21 protein-coding genes are annotated in these 17,494 nt (G+C 43.7%); 8 read left to right on the forward strand and 13 right to left on the reverse strand.

Annotation, left to right across the window (positions count from 1 at the left end; genetic code table 11):
* Positions 1-163: 163 nt before the first annotated feature.
* The 3 genes from FQV30_RS09480 (at position 164) to FQV30_RS17965 (ending at position 1,674) form a co-directional block, all read left to right on the forward strand.
* Positions 164-1,132, forward strand: coding sequence for an LCP family protein (locus FQV30_RS09480; protein WP_255473386.1), 969 nt, complete (start codon positions 164-166; stop codon positions 1,130-1,132).
* A 51-nt stretch (positions 1,133-1,183) separates the two neighbouring features.
* Positions 1,184-1,462 carry a hypothetical protein gene (locus FQV30_RS09485; RefSeq protein WP_146499917.1) on the forward strand — a complete coding sequence of 93 codons (279 nt, stop codon included), beginning with the start codon at positions 1,184-1,186 and terminating at the stop codon, positions 1,460-1,462.
* 65 nt (positions 1,463-1,527) lie between these two features.
* Positions 1,528-1,674 (forward strand): hypothetical protein, encoded by a 147-nt coding sequence (locus FQV30_RS17965; protein ID WP_186725612.1) that lies wholly within the window; start codon positions 1,528-1,530, stop codon positions 1,672-1,674.
* A gap of 171 nt (positions 1,675-1,845) precedes the next feature.
* On the opposite strand, the gene FQV30_RS09490 is transcribed toward FQV30_RS17965, so the two are convergent.
* Both FQV30_RS09490 and FQV30_RS09495 read right to left on the reverse strand, forming a co-directional pair.
* Positions 1,846-2,313: a hypothetical protein gene (locus tag FQV30_RS09490; protein ID WP_146499918.1), complete on the reverse strand. Its 468-nt coding sequence runs from the start codon at positions 2,311-2,313 to the stop codon at positions 1,846-1,848.
* Between the two features lie 207 nt (positions 2,314-2,520).
* Entirely contained in the window at positions 2,521-3,591 is a 1,071-nt protein-coding gene (locus tag FQV30_RS09495) for an aldo/keto reductase (protein WP_146499919.1), read from the reverse strand.
* A 379-nt stretch (positions 3,592-3,970) separates the two neighbouring features.
* Here FQV30_RS09495 and FQV30_RS09500 point away from each other — a divergent pair, with 379 nt between their 5' ends.
* Positions 3,971-4,711, forward strand: coding sequence for a class I SAM-dependent methyltransferase (locus FQV30_RS09500; protein ID WP_146499920.1), 741 nt, complete (start codon positions 3,971-3,973; stop codon positions 4,709-4,711).
* A gap of 53 nt (positions 4,712-4,764) precedes the next feature.
* Here FQV30_RS09500 and FQV30_RS09505 read toward each other — a convergent pair whose 3' ends face one another.
* The 3 genes from FQV30_RS09505 to FQV30_RS09515 all read right to left on the reverse strand — a co-directional run bounded on the left by FQV30_RS09505 (position 4,765) and on the right by FQV30_RS09515 (position 6,054).
* On the reverse strand, positions 4,765-4,971 hold the full coding sequence (locus FQV30_RS09505) for a hypothetical protein (protein WP_146499921.1): 207 nt from the start codon (positions 4,969-4,971) through the stop codon (positions 4,765-4,767).
* 278 nt (positions 4,972-5,249) lie between these two features.
* On the reverse strand, positions 5,250-5,594 hold the full coding sequence (locus FQV30_RS09510) for a DUF6176 family protein (RefSeq protein ID WP_146499922.1): 345 nt from the start codon (positions 5,592-5,594) through the stop codon (positions 5,250-5,252).
* Positions 5,595-5,808: 214 nt separating this feature from the next.
* Positions 5,809-6,054, reverse strand: a complete 246-nt coding sequence (locus FQV30_RS09515) for a hypothetical protein (protein ID WP_146499923.1) — start codon at positions 6,052-6,054, stop codon at positions 5,809-5,811.
* A 384-nt stretch (positions 6,055-6,438) separates the two neighbouring features.
* On the opposite strand from FQV30_RS09515, the gene FQV30_RS09520 reads away from it, so the two are divergent.
* The 3 genes from FQV30_RS09520 to FQV30_RS09530 are packed head-to-tail and all read left to right on the forward strand — an operon-like array spanning position 6,439 to position 8,041.
* Positions 6,439-6,864, forward strand: a complete 426-nt coding sequence (locus tag FQV30_RS09520; protein WP_146499924.1) for a DMT family transporter — start codon at positions 6,439-6,441, stop codon at positions 6,862-6,864.
* A gap of 11 nt (positions 6,865-6,875) precedes the next feature.
* The gene (locus tag FQV30_RS09525; protein WP_146499925.1) at positions 6,876-7,541 is read left to right on the forward strand and encodes a Crp/Fnr family transcriptional regulator; all 666 of its coding nucleotides are present in this window, start codon (positions 6,876-6,878) and stop codon (positions 7,539-7,541) included.
* Positions 7,542-7,552: 11 nt separating this feature from the next.
* Positions 7,553-8,041 (forward strand): DMT family transporter, encoded by a 489-nt coding sequence (locus FQV30_RS09530; protein WP_146499926.1) that lies wholly within the window; start codon positions 7,553-7,555, stop codon positions 8,039-8,041.
* A 107-nt stretch (positions 8,042-8,148) separates the two neighbouring features.
* Here FQV30_RS09530 and FQV30_RS09535 read toward each other — a convergent pair whose 3' ends face one another.
* The 7 genes from FQV30_RS09535 to FQV30_RS09560 form a co-directional block, all read right to left on the reverse strand.
* Positions 8,149-10,083 carry a fructose-1,6-bisphosphatase gene (locus FQV30_RS09535; RefSeq protein WP_146499927.1) on the reverse strand — a complete coding sequence of 645 codons (1,935 nt, stop codon included), beginning with the start codon at positions 10,081-10,083 and terminating at the stop codon, positions 8,149-8,151.
* Positions 10,084-10,315: 232 nt separating this feature from the next.
* On the reverse strand, positions 10,316-11,239 hold the full coding sequence (locus tag FQV30_RS09540) for an NAD(P)/FAD-dependent oxidoreductase (RefSeq protein ID WP_146499928.1): 924 nt from the start codon (positions 11,237-11,239) through the stop codon (positions 10,316-10,318).
* Between the two features lie 23 nt (positions 11,240-11,262).
* Positions 11,263-11,688, reverse strand: a complete 426-nt coding sequence (locus FQV30_RS09545) for an RrF2 family transcriptional regulator (RefSeq protein WP_146499929.1) — start codon at positions 11,686-11,688, stop codon at positions 11,263-11,265.
* 174 nt (positions 11,689-11,862) lie between these two features.
* A complete protein-coding gene (locus tag FQV30_RS09550; protein ID WP_146499930.1) occupies positions 11,863-12,804 on the reverse strand; it encodes an anti sigma factor C-terminal domain-containing protein in 942 nt (313 codons plus the stop codon).
* Positions 12,797-13,300, reverse strand: a complete 504-nt coding sequence (locus tag FQV30_RS09555; RefSeq protein WP_146499931.1) for an RNA polymerase sigma factor — start codon at positions 13,298-13,300, stop codon at positions 12,797-12,799. The genes FQV30_RS09550 and FQV30_RS09555 overlap by 8 nt, the downstream gene beginning before the upstream one ends.
* Positions 13,301-13,485: 185 nt before the next feature.
* A complete protein-coding gene (locus tag FQV30_RS17970; protein WP_186725613.1) occupies positions 13,486-13,662 on the reverse strand; it encodes a hypothetical protein in 177 nt (58 codons plus the stop codon).
* Between the two features lie 470 nt (positions 13,663-14,132).
* Positions 14,133-15,380 (reverse strand): YsnF/AvaK domain-containing protein, encoded by a 1,248-nt coding sequence (locus FQV30_RS09560; RefSeq protein WP_146499932.1) that lies wholly within the window; start codon positions 15,378-15,380, stop codon positions 14,133-14,135.
* A 193-nt stretch (positions 15,381-15,573) separates the two neighbouring features.
* On the opposite strand from FQV30_RS09560, the gene FQV30_RS09565 reads away from it, so the two are divergent.
* Complete coding sequence (locus FQV30_RS09565) at positions 15,574-16,131, forward strand: RNA 2'-phosphotransferase (protein WP_146499933.1); 558 nt, start codon at positions 15,574-15,576, stop codon at positions 16,129-16,131.
* 152 nt (positions 16,132-16,283) lie between these two features.
* Here FQV30_RS09565 and FQV30_RS09570 read toward each other — a convergent pair whose 3' ends face one another.
* On the reverse strand, positions 16,284-17,018 hold the full coding sequence (locus FQV30_RS09570; protein ID WP_146499934.1) for a sulfite exporter TauE/SafE family protein: 735 nt from the start codon (positions 17,016-17,018) through the stop codon (positions 16,284-16,286).
* Positions 17,019-17,494 lie beyond the last annotated feature (476 nt).

Here is a 17,494-nt window from a genome sequence, read left to right on the forward strand (position 1 = left end):
CCTTAAGTTCATCAAGTCAGAATTCAAAGCAAAATTCCCTATAAACTCACTTTATCATTCGTTGTTTTTTTGTCAACTTGATATCCGTTGACATTTTGTCAACAACACTCTACACTTTTATGTGACTGCAGTTTACTTCGTCGCATGCAAAGAGGGGAATATTTTGACGACAAATGATTATCCGAACAAAAACAGAAAAACAAAAAAAATGAAATCCAGCGTTCTCTTGCTGCTTCTTGTCATCAGCTCGGCACTGCTCCTCTTGTCTTTTCATTTTCAGAGCGGCCAAAAAAGGCTTGAAAATGAGATGCAAAAGCATCCCAGAGAAGATGAACAGGAAATTTTGTATGCCGAAACAGCCGATTCGCTACTGGATGAAATCAACATCTTGCTGATCGGCAGCGATAGAAGAAACGATGAAAATGGACTATCGGATGCTTTGCTGGTTGCCAATTACAACCCGGAAACCAATGGAATCAAACTCATATCATTTATGCGGGATACATATGTTGACGTCCCCGGACATGGCATGCAGAAAATCAATGCGGCGCATGCGTTTGGCGGACCTGAACTCGTGAACGACACCATCCATAAAAATTTCGGAATTGAACCCGACTTTTATGCGTCTGTTGATTTTGACGGATTTCCAAAGCTTTTTGACTTGATCATCCCTAGCGGCATCGAGGTCGATATCCCATATGAAATGTCGCATGGCATCGGCTTGACACTTGAGCCAGGCCTCCAAAAACTTCAAGGTGAGCAATTGCTGGGATATGTGCGTTTTCGAAACGATAGAAAAAGTGATTTCGGCCGTGTTGAAAGACAACAGGAAATCTTAACTGCCGTAAAAAAACAAGGCTTGAGCTTCCACACTTTGATGAATTTCCCTAAAATATTGGAAGCCATTGATGCATATATCGATACAGATATAGAAAGACAGGTTCTGTGGAGCATCGGCAAATCACTCATCCAAGATGGATCAGGTGAAATGGAGACACTTCGCATCCCTGCTGCAGAGACATACACCAATGAACGGGTCGATGCAGGAGAAGTGTTGTCACTGGACTTTGAAGCCAATAAGGAAATTTTAAGCAGGTTTTTATCGAACAGCTCTTTAAGCAAAGGCCACTAAAAATAGCCGGACTTTCACTTGCAACCAATTTGAAAGAAAGTAGGTGTTTTCTTGATTACCTGGAGTTATGTGGCTTGGGGAGGAAGCATAGACCAGTGGCTGACAAACACTGGTTTCCCTGTTTATGAAGTGAAAATCAAGGGGTGGAATGACAATCAAGATTATTCCGATTTGGAAGATTTGCTCATCATCCGGGTTGTTCATACATATTTTTCTGTCGATGCCAAAATAATCTACCTTCATCCAGATGCCAAATGCAACCTGAAGGTTCGGAAGCTGGCAAAAGAGACTCGGAAATATTTGCTCGATGCCATACAGGTTGATGGCTGATGGACAGTCCGCCCTTCGGCACTCCCCTTCAAAAGCTGGCAGCACTTTAATATAGGGAGGCAATTATGAAAAAAAAGAACGATGGCCACTCGAAAATCTTATTGGGCATTTTAGAAACAGCCCTGCGTCTTTTTGTTGGCTTGCTGATTGTCAGTGGAATTTTATATGCAGCAGCAGGAGTATACTATACTATAACTTATCTGATGTTTTAAAAACGCACCGCCACTGTTTTTTATTGGAGGCAATGCGTTTTTTATGTTTTTTCCGGCAACTGTAGGCGCGCTGAAATTGCAAAGTGATCTTCAGGCAAGAATGAGCAGTTCTTTCCAGGTTTGCCAAATATCCTTTCAATGCTTTTCTCTCCTATTCTTAACCAAAATCTTTCAATTCCAAATCATCGTCGTGCATTCTTCATTTTCCAATGATAAATCATAAAGCCGATTGCCGCTTAAATTTGATAAGATAAGTTGTTCCCCGCTGGTTTTAGGCATTTTAAACTTTATATTCCGGAAATGTTGAATCCAAAAAAAAGTAAATCGATACTCAATTTCCTTCAGGAATTCTTCAATATGGGATGTGTGATTTTCTGCAGAAAGTCTGAGCAGCTTGAATGAGTCGTTTTCATCCAGCACGTCAGCCCTCTTCAAGCTTTTTTCCACGGGCAGGCGTGGAATGCACAAAATCAACGAATAAGACCCGCCCAGCAGTTCGTTCTGAATTTTACCGTATGGAGTTTTTTCCATCATCACCAATCGATCTGGAACTTCATCTGTTCTAAACGAAAGCCCGAACTCATATTCGAAGCGGTCCTCTAATTTTTTCAATTCCGTTTTTGTGAACACTTTTTCCATGCTAATCCCTCAATTCTTCAAGTAACGGTATCTCATTTAGCAGCCAAACAGACACTAGTACCGGATGAGCAAACTTCCTCATTGCCCTCTTCCTATGCCTAGTATAAATGATTCCTCTATACAGGATCGCATTACGGTCGATTCTTTTAAAACAGATCAAAAAAAACGACCCCTAAAGCCGGCGCTGGCTTCGGGGCGTCCGTATTTTCACTCTTCCAGTCCCATCGACTTTTTATACCCTTGCAAATAAGGGATTTCTGATGGGCTTCCGAGTTCCAATGAATTCATCGCACGGTGCCAAAGCGGATAAATCGGCTCTGGGCGTGCGACCGATTCAATCATGTCCTGCTCTTCTTTGGTCAACTGGATATCAAACGAAGCGATGTTTCCCTTCAACTGTTCTTCGTTGCGCGCCGCAATGACAATCGGGCCGACGTTCGGACGGTCCCTCACCCACGAGTAGGCGATTTGCGGAACGCTTGCACCATGGCGGGCTGCGACTTCCTCCAATGCATCGATCACTTGGTAAAGGCGTTCCTGTTCCTGGACCCAAGGCTCCGGCCAGCCGCCGCCTTGGCGAGTGTCCACTGGAGTTTTTTTGTTGCGCCCGATTTTGCCGTTCAACAAACCTTCACCGAGCGGGCTCCAAATCATCGAACCGATTCCCAATTCTTTCCCCGCAGGCAACAGTTCGTATTCCGCTTCACGAGCTTCTGGCGTGTAGTAGATCTGTTGCGAAATCGGCGGAATGTATCCCGGCTGCTCAGCGATAGAATAGGTTCTTGCCAGCGCCCAACCGCTGTAGTTGGATACGCCCCAATGGCGGATTTTTCCGGACTTGACCAGGCTGGTCATCGTTTCCACCGTTTCTTCGATCGGTGTCTGGCCGTCCCAGAGATGGACGAAATACAGATCAATGTAATCCGTTCCAAGACGCTCCAGTGACTGGTCAATGGAAGTCAAAATATTATTGCGGGAAGCCCCTAGGGCATTCGGATTATCGCCTATAGGAAAGCCGGTTTTTGATGTAAGCAGCACTTCGTCCCGGCGTCCGCGGATTGCTGCACCGAGTACGCGTTCAGCATCGCCTTTTGAGTAAAGGTTCGCTGTATCAAACATGTTGATGCCTGCTTCCAAAGACAGGTCGACCATTCTGCGGGCCTCCTCTTCTTTTACATTGCCGGCTGCTTCAAAGCCGTTCGTCCCGCTGAAAGGGACTGTACCAAGTATGTATTTGGGGACACGCAGGCCAGAGTTTCCTAAATAAATATACTCCATAAAATCCTCCTTTTAATAATAGTTTTGTCACATAGACACACAACAATCATTTACCCTTCAGGTAAATTAGTAAACGGATACTGGTATTGAAAGACAAAGCTGCCTGATTCTATTGAAGTATAAACTTTCTCTCAAGGTAATTTTTGTTGCTTTTGGGAACTTCTGAATTCATTGAACATATATGGACCAGAGGCGAATGCCCCCTTCAATCATAAGGATTTTCGAAAAGAAACCCATACGGACTTTTTTATAGGATAAATAATAGTCCCTTAAAAATCCCTATGATTCCACAATCCATATTGATAAACTAATCAAAGACAACCAGCTGCGGAGCATTGCAGCATTTTCAGGAATAGTGTCGGGAAAGGGAATGAATAACATGGAATTTAGAGGGGCAAGCGTTTACGATGAACATGACTTTTTATCGAATTACATGAAGAGAAGAGATAGAAAAGACAGTCCGAACAATGCTATCGAAGGCCCTATCATTTTCGAACTCCTTGGCGATTTTCAAAATAAACGTGTACTGGACCTCGGATGTGGGGATGCTGCGTTTGGAAAAGAACTTCTCGATCAAGGTGCGGCATTTTATACAGGAGTAGAAGGCTCCATGCAAATGGCAGCATCCGCAACCCTTAAAATGTCGAATAAAAACGGAACGATTCATCATGAGGCAATGGAATCCTACCATTTTCCAACCCGAGAATTCGATATTGTTACTTCTCGATTTGCAATACATTATGTCCGTGACGTGCATTTGCTGTTCCGAAATGTGCATAAAACCTTAAAGGATCAAGGAAGCTTCGTATTCAGTGTCCAACACCCCCTAACTACTTCTTCTTTTGCAAGCAAGAAAACAGGAGATAGACGCGGAAACTGGCTGGTTGATGACTATTTTATCGAAGGGGAAAGAAAAGAGCCTTGGATTGAACAGCTCGTTGTGAAATACCATCGAACAACTGAACATTATTTTAAGGCTCTTACAAAAGCTGGTTTCTCTGTAGTAGATTTAAGGGAAGGAACCCCAAAAAGAGAACATTTCACAAATGAGGAAGAATACGAAAGACGGCTTCGAATCCCGATTGTCTTAGCTTTTTCTTGTACAAAACAACAGGATTAAGGAAAAAGTAAAAACGCTTGGAAATCCAAGCGTTTTTATCATTATCCTACAGTTCAGTCTTCCTCTTGATCTTCCACTACATCTTCTTCCAATTCTTCATTGGTATCTTTTTCCCCTGCAGGCTCTTCTGTATCATCGTCTCCGCCAACCGCCGGATTATCATTTTGCAAATCATTATTGTCGTTATTTTCAGAGCTGCAAGCAGCCAGCAGGAGAGACAAGAAACCTATCATAGTCAGTTGTTTCAATTTGGAACTCATGCCTTAACCTCCTTTATCCGTTCTTTTTCCTTCCTATACCCCATAATAAGGATTCGAAGCATCCCTTTGAATTTCAGAGAAAGAACGGCTTTGAGGATTTCCGTCAGTCATTGCAATAACCAGCTTGAAACCCGGAAAAAACGCACAACCTCAGGCTGCAGGTTTGAAAAAGACCCGAATCATTCAGGTTTAGAAGCTTTTATGTGATAGGGCAAGTTCCATGTCGTAAATTCAACTTCTGATTTATGGCTGCCTGCATATTGAAATTGGTTATATTCTCATTTCATACTCGTCTTGACATTGGTTGGAATCATCACTACGGATGCAGTAAGATCGACTGGCTGAAAATCCGGATCAATGCATTCTCTCCAATATGCCATGTGTTTTTCGTCAATCCAATGAGTGGAGGATTCTGCGGGCTGTCCGCCTTCGCCTTGGATGGAATACCAATACAAGTATTCCGATCCATCCAAAATTTCTCTGAAAATCGTCTCGACATACATTTTTTCGCCTTCTAATGTCACCAATACATCGTCCAGATGCTCGTTCAAAAAAGCAAGCCATTCATCCACTTTCGCTGTCTTCCCTTCTTTCACACGAAATCGGGTTAGTTCGATGTTCATTTTTCTTCCCCCTTTATTCACTTAGCCTGCCATACCTTATATTCCTATATTCTACCAATAATCTCGATTGGTTTGAACAGAGAGCTTATGGTAAATTAATCAGTTTTTTAGAATCAAGAAAAGGACAGAAAGCTAACCGATAGCCTTCTGTCCTCATTATTCATTATCAAATTCATTTGTTAAATCAATCCAGGAATATAATTTTGTATTAAAGCTAGTCTTTTTTCGTTATATCTATCGCTGCGGTATTATTGTACAAATAGGAAGTTGGGGAAGAATTTTTTTCTTGGCCGTTTGAATCCAGTTCTTCATTGAGCTCCAGGTTGGCTTCTTCAGTTTCAGTTGGATATTCTTTTGTTTCGCTGTGGATTTCCTGCTCCTTGCCATTGAATTTTTCGTTGAGTTCCTCGTTGGCGCTTTCTGCCTCGGTCTTGTTTTGCTGCTTGTTTCCTTCAGGCATTTTTTTACCTCCTTTGGATTTCAATCATTCCTCTTTTCCCGATTTACTTCCTTTAACACATCATATTTGAAAAAATACATTTCCCCATAATAGCTTCAGTAAATTTGCAGGAGCCAGCTGCTCCGATTCAATTACTAGAGCTAACATCCCGATTCGCTAGTTATCCCGTGCCATTCCCCTTTGCCTAAAGGTTTGCTTTTGTTATCTTTTACTGTCTTGAAAAGGAATCAAGAAATACTCGGTAAATCTATCCTTGCAAAAAAGGAGATTGCTTGGACCATCTCCTTTATATTTCGTATAATCTAATCACAAAAGGGGACATGTGTCCTTTTCAACACGCTTCTTCCTTTGTACATTGAGAGTATAGAAAGGTGTGTGGATAAGATGAAAGGAATCTTGTTTGCGCTGGCCGGAGGATTTTTCCTGACATACCAGAGCGTCGCAAATGCCACGATCAGCAGCCAGATTGGCACCTGGCAAGCTGCCGCGATGACACAGCTGACCGGCTTTTTGCTGGCGGTTCTCATAGTGGTTGTTGTTGGTGACCGGTCGTACCAGCAGCTCAATCAGGTTTCGCCTCTTTACGCTTCTGGCGGCTTGTTGGCAGCAATCGTCCTGTTCAACAATATGACTGCGGTCCACCAGATGGGCGTGACGCTGACAATCGGAGTCTTTTTGGTCGCGCAGCTCGTTATGGCGATTGCAATCGACAGCAAAGGCTGGTTTAGCATGTCCAAAAAGAGAATTGGCCGTACGCAAATCGCCGGGGTAATATTGATGGTTGCGGGAATAATCGTTTTGAAGTGGTGAGGAGGAGAAAAATGGACCGTCGTATAACAGCGTATCTTCAACAGTTCCAGCTCTCTGGATTGTTCCCGGATTTGGTTCAACAGGAAATGTTTGTCTCGACTTACGCAAGCGGTGAACGGTTGTTTTCGCAAAGCGAAGAAGCTTATACGCTTTATTTTCTGGTCGAAGGAAAACTGAAAATATCCATGTTGTCTCCCGAAGGAAAACGCCTGATTTTAGCGTTCAAGACTCCATTTGACATTGTAGGGGATATTGAATATGTCCGGGACTGCCCCTTCATCAATACAGTGGAAGCCGTCACGGATATCGTGGTCATCGGGATTTCGTATGATGTACTGAGAAATGAAATGTCGGACAATGCGGCATGGCTGCAGTTTTTGCTTGATACCATCACAAAAAAATTCGAAACGAAAGCCCGGGCTATGAACTTCAATTTGCTGTATGCCGTCGATGTCCGGGTCGCAAGCTACTTGCTTTCGATGACACCTACCCAGCCGATGCTCGACTCCACTTCCCTTGTGGATATGGCGGATTTGATAGGCACCAGCTACCGACATCTGAACCGGGTCCTGCAGCAATTTGAAAAATCCGGATGGATCTTGAAAAAACGCGGTAAAATCACGCTGCTTGACCGGGCCGCCTTATTGGAACAGGCCGGTCAAAACATTTATGAATAGGAGGAAAACAAATGGCTATGGGCATTTTTTTGGCACTTATCGGCGGTGCATTTGTCTGCGTGCAAAACACATTCAACGCAAACGTCAAAAAGCGGATCAGTGTCTGGTCCACTACTGCGCTTGTCCTGCTGCTCGGTTTTGCCGCTTCGTTTTCTGCTGGCCTTGCATTTGAAGGAACAGGGCTCTTCAAATTCCAAGCGGAACCATGGTTTTGGTTCAGCGGCATTTTAGGCGTAGGCGTTGTGGCTTGTGTGACACAAGGCGTGCAGATCCTCGGGCCAAGCCGTGCCATATCGCTCGTCATGGTTTCGCAGATTTTCTTTGGATTGATGTGGGATACGCTTGGCTGGTTCGGGCTGGAGCAGGTGCCGTTTACTTGGCAATCGCTTCTCGGCGTTCTTCTGATCAGCGGTGGTGTTCTGCTGTTCCAACTTGGGCCAAAATTGAAGCAAAAACAGACCTTGAATGTGAATTCCGGCTCTATAGAGGCGAACGATTGAAAAGAAAACAAAAGAAACCCGGCAAGCCTTTTTGAGACATGCTTGCCGGGTTTCTTTTTGCAGGGCTGCGTCGATTGATAAGATTACATGGCAGCGCATGATGCCAATCAATTCATATAGCGATATTCCCTCAGGCTGTTCAAAATGGAAATTTCCTGAAGCAATTCCTCCCCTATATTCGTCTCTCTAACCTTTTGCCGCTCCAGTTCTTCATCGACCAATCTCTTGACCGACAATACATCGGTTCCATTAGCCAGAACATCTTCTTTTGAATTGAAACGCTGATGGGCGACAAGCTGCATGCCGTAAGAATTGTACAGCAGCGTATATCCGGCGATTCCTGTAGTCGACTGATAGGCTTTTGAAAATCCGCCATCGATGACGATCATTTTGCCGTTCGCTTTGATCGGGTTTTCCCCGTCGCGCTCTTTGACGGGTGTATGGCCATTGATGATGCGCCCATGATCCGGATCCAGATCAAATTCTGCAAGTATTTTCCGGCACATTCCCTCGTCTTCACGCAGATAATAATAAGGGTTTTTCCGCTCTTTATGCGTTTCTTTTTCTTTGATAAAGTACCGCTCGAATGTGGTCATTTCTCTTTTGCCGAACAGTGAAGAATACTCTCCGGTCCAAAGGTACCATACCATATCGGTTGCGATGTCGTCGGTTTCTTCGGGATGGGCGAAAGAATAGCGGAGATAACGTTCGAAAACATCCAGCAAATCACGGCCGGCATATGTCTTGCCCTCAATCTCCATTTTCTCCATATTGCCGTTTTCATCGAGCGGAATGCAGCCGTGTATCAAGAGATTGCCGTTGTACTTCAAGTAAAGGCTGCCTTTTTTCATGAGGAAGCTCATATGTCTTGTAAGCTTTTCGGAATGCTGGACAGAAAACAGCAGTTTATCAATCACTTGCTGTTCTTCTTCCAGCAATTCTTCCGGCTTTTTTGGATTGACTGTTGCAAAACATGTATTTTCCAAAGAATAGGTTTTTCCGTGAAGGGTCACTTCGTTTTTATCGTAATCCACTTTTTCCAGCAAAAGCCGGTTAGACATATCAAAGCACGGGCGTCTTTTTATGATAGGGCTTTCCAGCTTGAACTGAATGATGGAAATGGCTTGGTGGATTTTGGTGATTTGCAGCTGCTCTTGCTCTGTCAACGTGACATCGGAACTTCTTTTCGGCCGGAAAGCAGGATTGTCTTCGTAATACTTCTCAGCAAGGTTCAAAAGCGGCCGCAAGTTGATCCCGTATACATCCTCAATGATATCCAAGTTGTTATAGCGGGCGCAGATCCGGATAATGTTCGCCAGGCAAACCTTGGATCCGGCAAAAGCGCCTATCCACAAAACATCATGATTGCCCCATTGAATATCGACCGAATGATAGTCGATAAGCGTATCCACTATTTTATGGGGAGCGGGACCCCGGTCATATATATCCCCGACCACATGAAGATGATCTACCACCAATCGCTGAGTGGTATAGGCGAGGCCTATAATCAGCTTATCGGTTTGATCGAGCGAAATAAGCTGCTGGACGATTTTTTCATAATAATCTTTCTTGTTCTTGAATTCATCGGTCTTATATAACAGCTCTTCGATAATATAAACAAACCTTTTTGGCAATGCTTTACGCAATTTGGAGCGGGTGTATTTGGATGATGCGTAGGATATCAGCTTCAGCATGCGTTCGATGATTTCTATATACCAGTCATGCAATTCCTTCTCGCTATTGAAATTGTTTTTAATCAATTTCAATTTCTCTTCCGGATAATAGACCAAAGTCGCAAATTCATTTATTTCTTCTTCCGATATCTTATCTTTGAAAAGGTCTTTAATTTTCACTTTTACGTTTCCAGATCCGTTTCGCAGCACGTGCTGGAATGCCTGGTACTCGCCGTGCAAATCGCTGACAAAATGTTCCGTGCCCTTCGGCAGATCCAAAATCGCTTCCAGATTGATGATTTCAGTGGCCACTTTTTCTTCACTATCGTATTTTTGCGCCAACAAATCCAAGTATTTTGAACTTAACATCAAGCAACCTCCTCCTAATCTCGTAAAGCCTTCCATAGAGTATAAGTACTACTTCTATTATAAAGGAAGAGAACGGGGGAAGTTATATGAATAATAATATTTTTTAAACATTTCTTCTATTGGATTCTTTATAGATACTTAATATCTTTAATTAACATAAAAAAACGCTATCATATTTCATCCTGCGGCCAATAGCCGGCCAAATTCAAATTGAACTTAGACCCGTTATTTTTCAGTTGGACGCGCTGACCGGAGTTTTGAACTTTGCTTCTATTAAGGCTGCGTTGACGCCGATTGCAGCTTTGCTTCCCTCGGCAGCGGCGATGACCAGTTGGGAAGCTCCTGCAATCAGTGTATCCCCAGCTGCAAAGACGCCCTCGATGCTTGTCCGTCCCATAGCATCCGTTTCTATGCCGCCTTGAACGTTTAGTCTACAGCCTAACGATGAACCTATAGTCGTCGCTTGTACCCACTCCGGTGTGATAAATCCACCTTCGCGCGGAACTGCCGATCCGTCTTCGAACTCAATTTTCTTCAACTGTCCGTCTTCGCCGACCAATGAACGGATAGCTTGCTCATAGACCTTGATGCCTTTGCTTTCCAGAAGAGTTTTATCTGCATTGGACAGGATTTGTTTGCCATTGGTGCATACGATAAGATCGTCGGTCCAGTTGGAAACCACTTTTGCCAAATGCATGGCTTTGGGATTTTCAGATATGACCGCTAGCGGACGGTCCTGCAGTTCCCAGCCATCACAGAACGGGCAGCTGAAAAGACTTTTTCCATAGTATTCCTCCACCTTTTCGACATCAGGCAATTTATCCTTGAAGCCAGTTGCCAATATTACTTTTTGGGCGAAAAAGACAGATCCATCCTCCGCTTCGATCCGGAACAGGCCATCTGCCTTGTTGACACTTTCCACCCGCTGTTTTTCAATGGCTACGCTTGGATACTTCCTCAATTCTTCTTGTGCGATCCGTTTCAGCTCCTGAGGATCAATGCCATCCCTGGTCATAAAACCATGGGACTCGGATGTCACGGCATTCCTTGGCTTGTTGTCATCGAACAAAACCGTTTTCCTTCTTGATCTTCCGAGGACCAGCGAGGCATTCAATCCAGCTGGACCTCCTCCGATTACTGCACAATCAATTATCATTTCATCGTCCCCATTTCTCTGATTTAGTCGGCTTCTTTGCTGATCGGCTTTGAATGCTGTTCTTCAATTCTTTCTACAAGTCCACTCAGAAGCTGATTTGCCAGTTCCTCTTTCATATTTTCTTCAGCATCCCTCATTACTTTTTCAATCTGGCAGCCTTCGTGGTGCAATGAGCAATTAAAGAGATTTGTATCTCCTTCAATCGCGTTGATGACATCGAGGAATGAAACGTCTTTTTGGAATCTTGATAGTGTATAGCCCCCTTTAACCCCTGGCGTTGATTCGATCAATCCTGCCTTGGTGAGCTTGGTCAATATTTTAGACAGGTACGTGGGAGAAAGTTTCTGTTTTTCAGCCAATTCTTGGACCCCGATTGTATTTCCCTCCGGCAAGCGCATAATGTGCACCATCGTGTGAAGGGCATAGTTGGTCGCGTTTGAATATTTCATAAGAACCTCCAAAACTTATTTTAAAGACATAAAAGACTCTAGTTATCTTTAATTGAATCTAACTTATCATGCCTGCTGATTGAAGTCAACTTGAAATGCCTAAGACTTGTTTTCTATACTCGAACATATAAAAAAGAACACCAGAACCGGGCATCCTGTGTTCTCGTGTTCTTTTTAATATTTATCGGCTGTCGCGCCAAGGACTGCAGTACGAACCATAGGGGCATCGTTGAACTTTCTCAGCTCCTCAGGCGTTCCAGTCACTACTGCACCTGCTATTTTCATATTATCCGGGGTCAACACCGACTTCCCAGCGTCGGTCAGGGCATCATAAAGGCGATGGGCTTCTTGTTTGGAATCTCCTTCTCCTTGCAGCCATTCAATGTGCTGGATAAACCTTTTGGCGGAATCTTCATTTGCTTCTTCTATTCTGGAGATGAAGCCGTATGCATCCTCTCCAGAAATCGGCTGCACGGCACTCCCCTGTTCATCACCAGAAGCCGTATCCACCCAATACCAGGCTAATTGGTCAGAGAATTGTTTACGCACTTCATCAATCGTGTAACTCTGATCAAAAGAGAAGGCCATTTCCACTACTTGATGATCTGCAATTTCATCCAGCAGAGCTCGATCATCAGGCAAGAATGAGTAGTTTTTAATCGGCGAATAAAATTCAACTACTCTTTCCCCTTGAAAATACAGCGGAATTCGTTCCTCTTCTATATTTCCGGAACTTGAAATCGCAGAAGTAAGACTTTCATGGGAAGTGCCTAAAATGGAATGGACTTTCGTATGCTCTCCCCATGGAACTGGAACCCCATCAATTTCCTTGTAACGGGCTGTCGTCACGGTAGTCGAATAAGGTGTATTTGTAAAAATTGATCCATTGTTTTCTATGTTCGCCCCTTTGACAAATTGCCACATATTATCGTAGATCTGTGTTTCCTCTGCTTTTTTGTACATCTGGTATGTGCCGACCCATATGAGCCCCCCAAAGAAGAGAATGCTTACACAAATGGTAGCGAAGATATTTCGCAGAAGAGATTTTCTTCTAGCCTTTTTCACCAATTGTGAAAAATCATTATCCACTTGGAACAATCCGCCTTTTTCACTCATGTTTTTGCCTCCTATATTCTTTCATAAAGTCTTGTCTTGCCCGATATAACGTAGTCTTTACCGAATCCTCCTTCATCTCGTAAACTTCTGCAATCTCCCGGATAGCCAGCCCCGAACTGTATTTCATCAGGAGTATTTGCTGCTGTTTCGGCTTCAGTTCTGCAAAGATGCTTTCCATATCTTTTCTCGCTTCGCTTTGCAGTGCCGCTTTTTCAGGTGTATGATCTTCAAACAGCTTGTGAAAGTTAAATTTTTTCAATATTGCTTGCCTTCTGGACCCTTTGCGATACAAATCATAATATCCATTGACTGATACACGATAAAGCCAGCTTTCCACGTTTATATGGCTGATCGAATCGATGTAGAGGATAAACTTGTAAGCAGTTTCTTGAACCACATCTTCAGCGTCTTCTTTAGAAGCTCCGATTTTCATCAAATATGCTTTAACTTTCTGCAAGCATTCGTAAAGCTTTTGCTCCATCATCGCATCATTCATTTGTTGGCCTCCTTGCTTATAAAACGTGCGTAAAGAGCAAAGGTGAACAAAAAGGTGAAACTTTGCCTTCCATAAGTCCAACTGTCAAAGCCATGCCCAAAAAAACAGCGGCTTTTGCAGCCGCTGTTTCTGTCATATTGCTGTTTTACTGCTCTTTGAATATCAATATCCTTAAGTTTAAGTTATTATGCCGCTTTCTTTTCTTTTAAAATCCATATGTATAATATCGCGTAATGGCACAATGCAAGCAAAGGCACCAGCCACAGGAGCATAATATATGAATCCGGCTTTAAAAAAGTTGCAAGAGCAGTTGCCAGCAATCCATAAGAAACTAGCAAAATCAGCCTTTTTTTTGTATGCATGACGGTTCCCCTTCCATCTTCAGGCCAGCGATAATGTGGTAAGGTTGTATTCAGGACATTACGGCGTCAAAAAGGCTGCCCAGCCGTTTTTTCCCCGCTCCGAATTTCAAGCTAATTATCCAAATGCCCATTAACTATTCAATCAAGTGAATTTCCAAAATTGATATATGTGTTACCGGTGATTATAATGATGATTGCTCCTACCCAAACCAATACGAGGCTGTTGCCAGCAATTCCCCCTCAAAGCTGGCTGCGTTAATCCCTGCTTCTCCCCTTTCTAACTTTAACATATTTATCCAGATGAAAGTTTTAAAAAGGAAAATCTTCTAAGAACTCCCTGCACCTCAAAAGCCAAATCTTTGATTTTTTTGTCCCAACTTAGAAGTTGTCTCCCGCTCAATGCATTTAAAATATTTTATACCAATAAAAAAGAAGGAAGCTCTGTGGCTTCCTTCTTTCTTTTAAGGTTTTTATAACCGCTTGCTGTCATTTTTATTATCAACATTTGTTGTTTCTTCATCGATATCGGCCACTTCACGGCGGACTGTTTCGTCCACTCTTTCAGTGTCCTGGACTTTCCGTTTGCTGACTATTATTTCTTCAGATACGACTTCCTTCTTTGAAACGTTAACCCGCTCTTCAGAAACCGGTACGTGAATCGTGTCGTTTTCCTCGAATGCTTCCGTGCCGGCAGCTTCTTCGTTTACCGGACGGCGTTCCACATATACTTCCTCCCGTTCAACTGGCACTTCTATCGATTGATTTTCCTCGACTATATGCTTGCCAACGTTCACTTCACCAGTTTGCACGCGCTCTTTATCCACACTCAGACGCTCTTCGTGAAGGCGCAAGTGTTCTTCTTCAGTTACGCCAGATGCAAAATCGAACTCTGCACCCGTGGTTCCGGCAGTTGAACCTTTCATACCGCCAGTGCCAGAAGCAGCATCAAATGAGCTGCGCCCATCCGCTCCTGAACCGTATGGGCTGCCGGTTGCATCGCGATCGGATTCCGCTGAACCGGAAACAGAATCCAACTTGCTTGTACTGCCGGAAGCTGAGCTGAAGCCCGCACCAGTAGTGCCGGAACCTGTTTCATATGAACTTCCATCGGCCGATATCGATTTGCCGAATTCACTGTCAGCATCCGACAAGGAACCGGATGTACCACTGTTTGAGGCCTTTGCAGCCCCTGATTCAAATGCTCTGCTGGCATTTGATGAAGATGCATCAGCCTTGCTGTCCGTATCTGCCACTGAACCGGAAGAGCTGCTGGGAGAGAACGTAGCAGTGGTTTCAATAGGGGCAGTCTGGTCTATGCCGGATGAATTGCTGTAGTCCGTTGTAAAATCAGCGCCGTATTGCTCATAAGTTTCGCTGTAGTCGCTGTCTGCATAAAGCACAAGCTTGCCATTTTGGACCTGTTCCCGGTATTCCTTCGCTTCATGACGTTCCAGCCCCATGCCGTTGAACGCCGCCAATGAAGAATCATCCGAAAGGGCAGACATGACTTTTCCGATGAATCCCTGATTTTTCTTTTCTTCTGTCGCATCCACATGAACATCCGTCTGGTTATGGACCGCTGAAAATGAGGTGTTGTCACGGCCGACGACATACATATCGCTTTCGCTGTGGCCCTGTGCTTTCAATTCCTCCACTTTGCGCAGCACTTCTTCCTGGTTATCAAAAACTCCAATAAATGTATTATCTTTTTTAGCCATTGCATATTCCTCCTTTTAGTGATGAATCTCTTTAAAATCGCATAATGGTAATTTACCCGTCCACGCTTGTGGAGTAAACATTGTTTCTATGGAATGGTTTTAGGCGGTTTTTAGCTGCTGTATATGGGGCGGAATGCTTTCAATCCATAAAACGGGGAAGAAAAACAATATAAAGCGAAAGCAAGGTGAAAAAATGAGCAGACATAATGATGTAAGATTAAGCTCCTTCATGGCCAAAATCCTTCGGCACTCTCCGGAAAAATTCGGATTGAAGTTGGATGATTACGGATATTGCGGTATTTCAGAACTGGCAAAAGTTATACAAGCTCAGCCTCAATGGCGGCAAATCACGGAAGAGGATATCCGCCATATTGCTGCCGCCAGCCCTAAACAGCGCTACTTGATCAAAGGCAGCCAAATCAAAGCCCGGTATGGCCACAGCATCCCTGTCCAACAGGAAACTTCAGCCAAACAAGTGCCGCCGTTCCTTTACCATGGAACATACCGTGAAGCGCTGGAAGCGATAAAGAAAGCCGGAATCCTTCCTATGGGCCGGCAGCAAGTTCATCTGTCGGAAAGCCCCTCTTTCGCCACTCTTGCAGCAAGAAGGAGAAAAAACCCACTTCTTTTGAAGATCGATACCTACAGTGCGATGCAGGCGGGAGCAATTTTCAGGTTTGCCGGCAACGAGGTTTGGTTGTCGACATCATTGCCGCCTTCTTCTATCATTGAGGAAATTCCTTTGAAGTAAGCTTTTGTAAACCTCGTATTTTCTGTAAAAAAAGAGCACAGGTTTTGAATATCCGCTGCCCTTCTTGCATTCCTGATAAATTTCTTTAGTTTTCATAGAAGGTTTCTTACGCATCCATCTTGGCAAGATTCCTGAGGAAGGTTCATACCTGCCTACAAAACGTTATCGGCAATCAGCTGGACGATTACCAGAGCGGTGACAACCCTTAATATCGGTTTGACATAGTCGGGGTTCAGCTTTTCTGCAATCCGGACTCCAAGCTGTGCTCCAGTGATTGATCCCGCCATCAGCGCCAATGTCATTGGCCAGATAACCGCACCTGATAAAATATAACTGACAGCCGCTCCAAAGCAGCTTGAAAAAGTCGCAAACCTCACTAAACCGACAGATTTAACGTAAGCCACTTTCAAGTAGCTGAACAGATATAACATCAATGTTCCTTGCCCTGGCCCGAACAAGCCATCGTAAATTCCGATGCCAAACAAACCAGTCCCGCTAATCGGTGTCAGTTTTAACGGTTCCGCTCCGGCGGGTTTGCCTTTGCTGATGAACGATGTGACGAAAGCGAAAGCCAAGAGGATGACGGCAATGATATAGAGCTTTTCCGGTGACAGCTGCGACGCGATCAATCCGCCAGTAATCCCTCCTCCTAGGCTGAATGGAACGATCCAGGAACTTTCTTTCAGCGTCAGCTGTTTTCGCCTATACAGTGTGAAAAAACTGGAGAAGGAACTGACGGCATTGGACACTTTGTTCGCGCCGATAGCTGAATGGATCGGCATGCCAAGAAACAGCATGGCAGGCAGGCTAATGAGTCCTCCCCCTCCCGCTAAAGTGCCGATTGTAGTAGCAACCACTCCGATAAAAAACAGTAAAAGATAATCCATTCTTTCCACCTGTCTTTCTGCATCGTGCCTTGCACGATTCCGCTTTGTATCAAACCTGTGAAAACCTTCTTTCAGTTTATTGTACTTCTTCCATTATTATAAGAAAATTAGAATGAATTTATGAGTTTTGATAATTTATACTTATGACCTTTTGTTTACTGAAAGGTTAGAGGTGTATAATCTGATTTTCATGCAAAAAAGATTTTATTATAACAATCTATGGCAATTCGGAAGCACTTGAATGTAAATCCCAGAATATAATGGACCTAAAGCTGGTTTCCCAACAAAAGAACAGGAGGTGCAAACTATGCATCTCCTGTTCTTTTTATTTGGCTATTATTTCTTATCATATGTATTAGCTGTCCTTATAAAATTATAAACCAATTCAGAGCATGGATAAATTTTAGATGATGCAGCCCTTTACTCCCACTTTTTGTTACTCCATCATTCTTTGCCCCTTGTTTCTATTTTTTCAT

Source organism: Planomicrobium sp. CPCC 101110, from assembly GCF_007859395.1.
In the GTDB taxonomy this organism is placed as follows: Bacteria; Bacillota; Bacilli; order Bacillales_A; family Planococcaceae; genus Planococcus.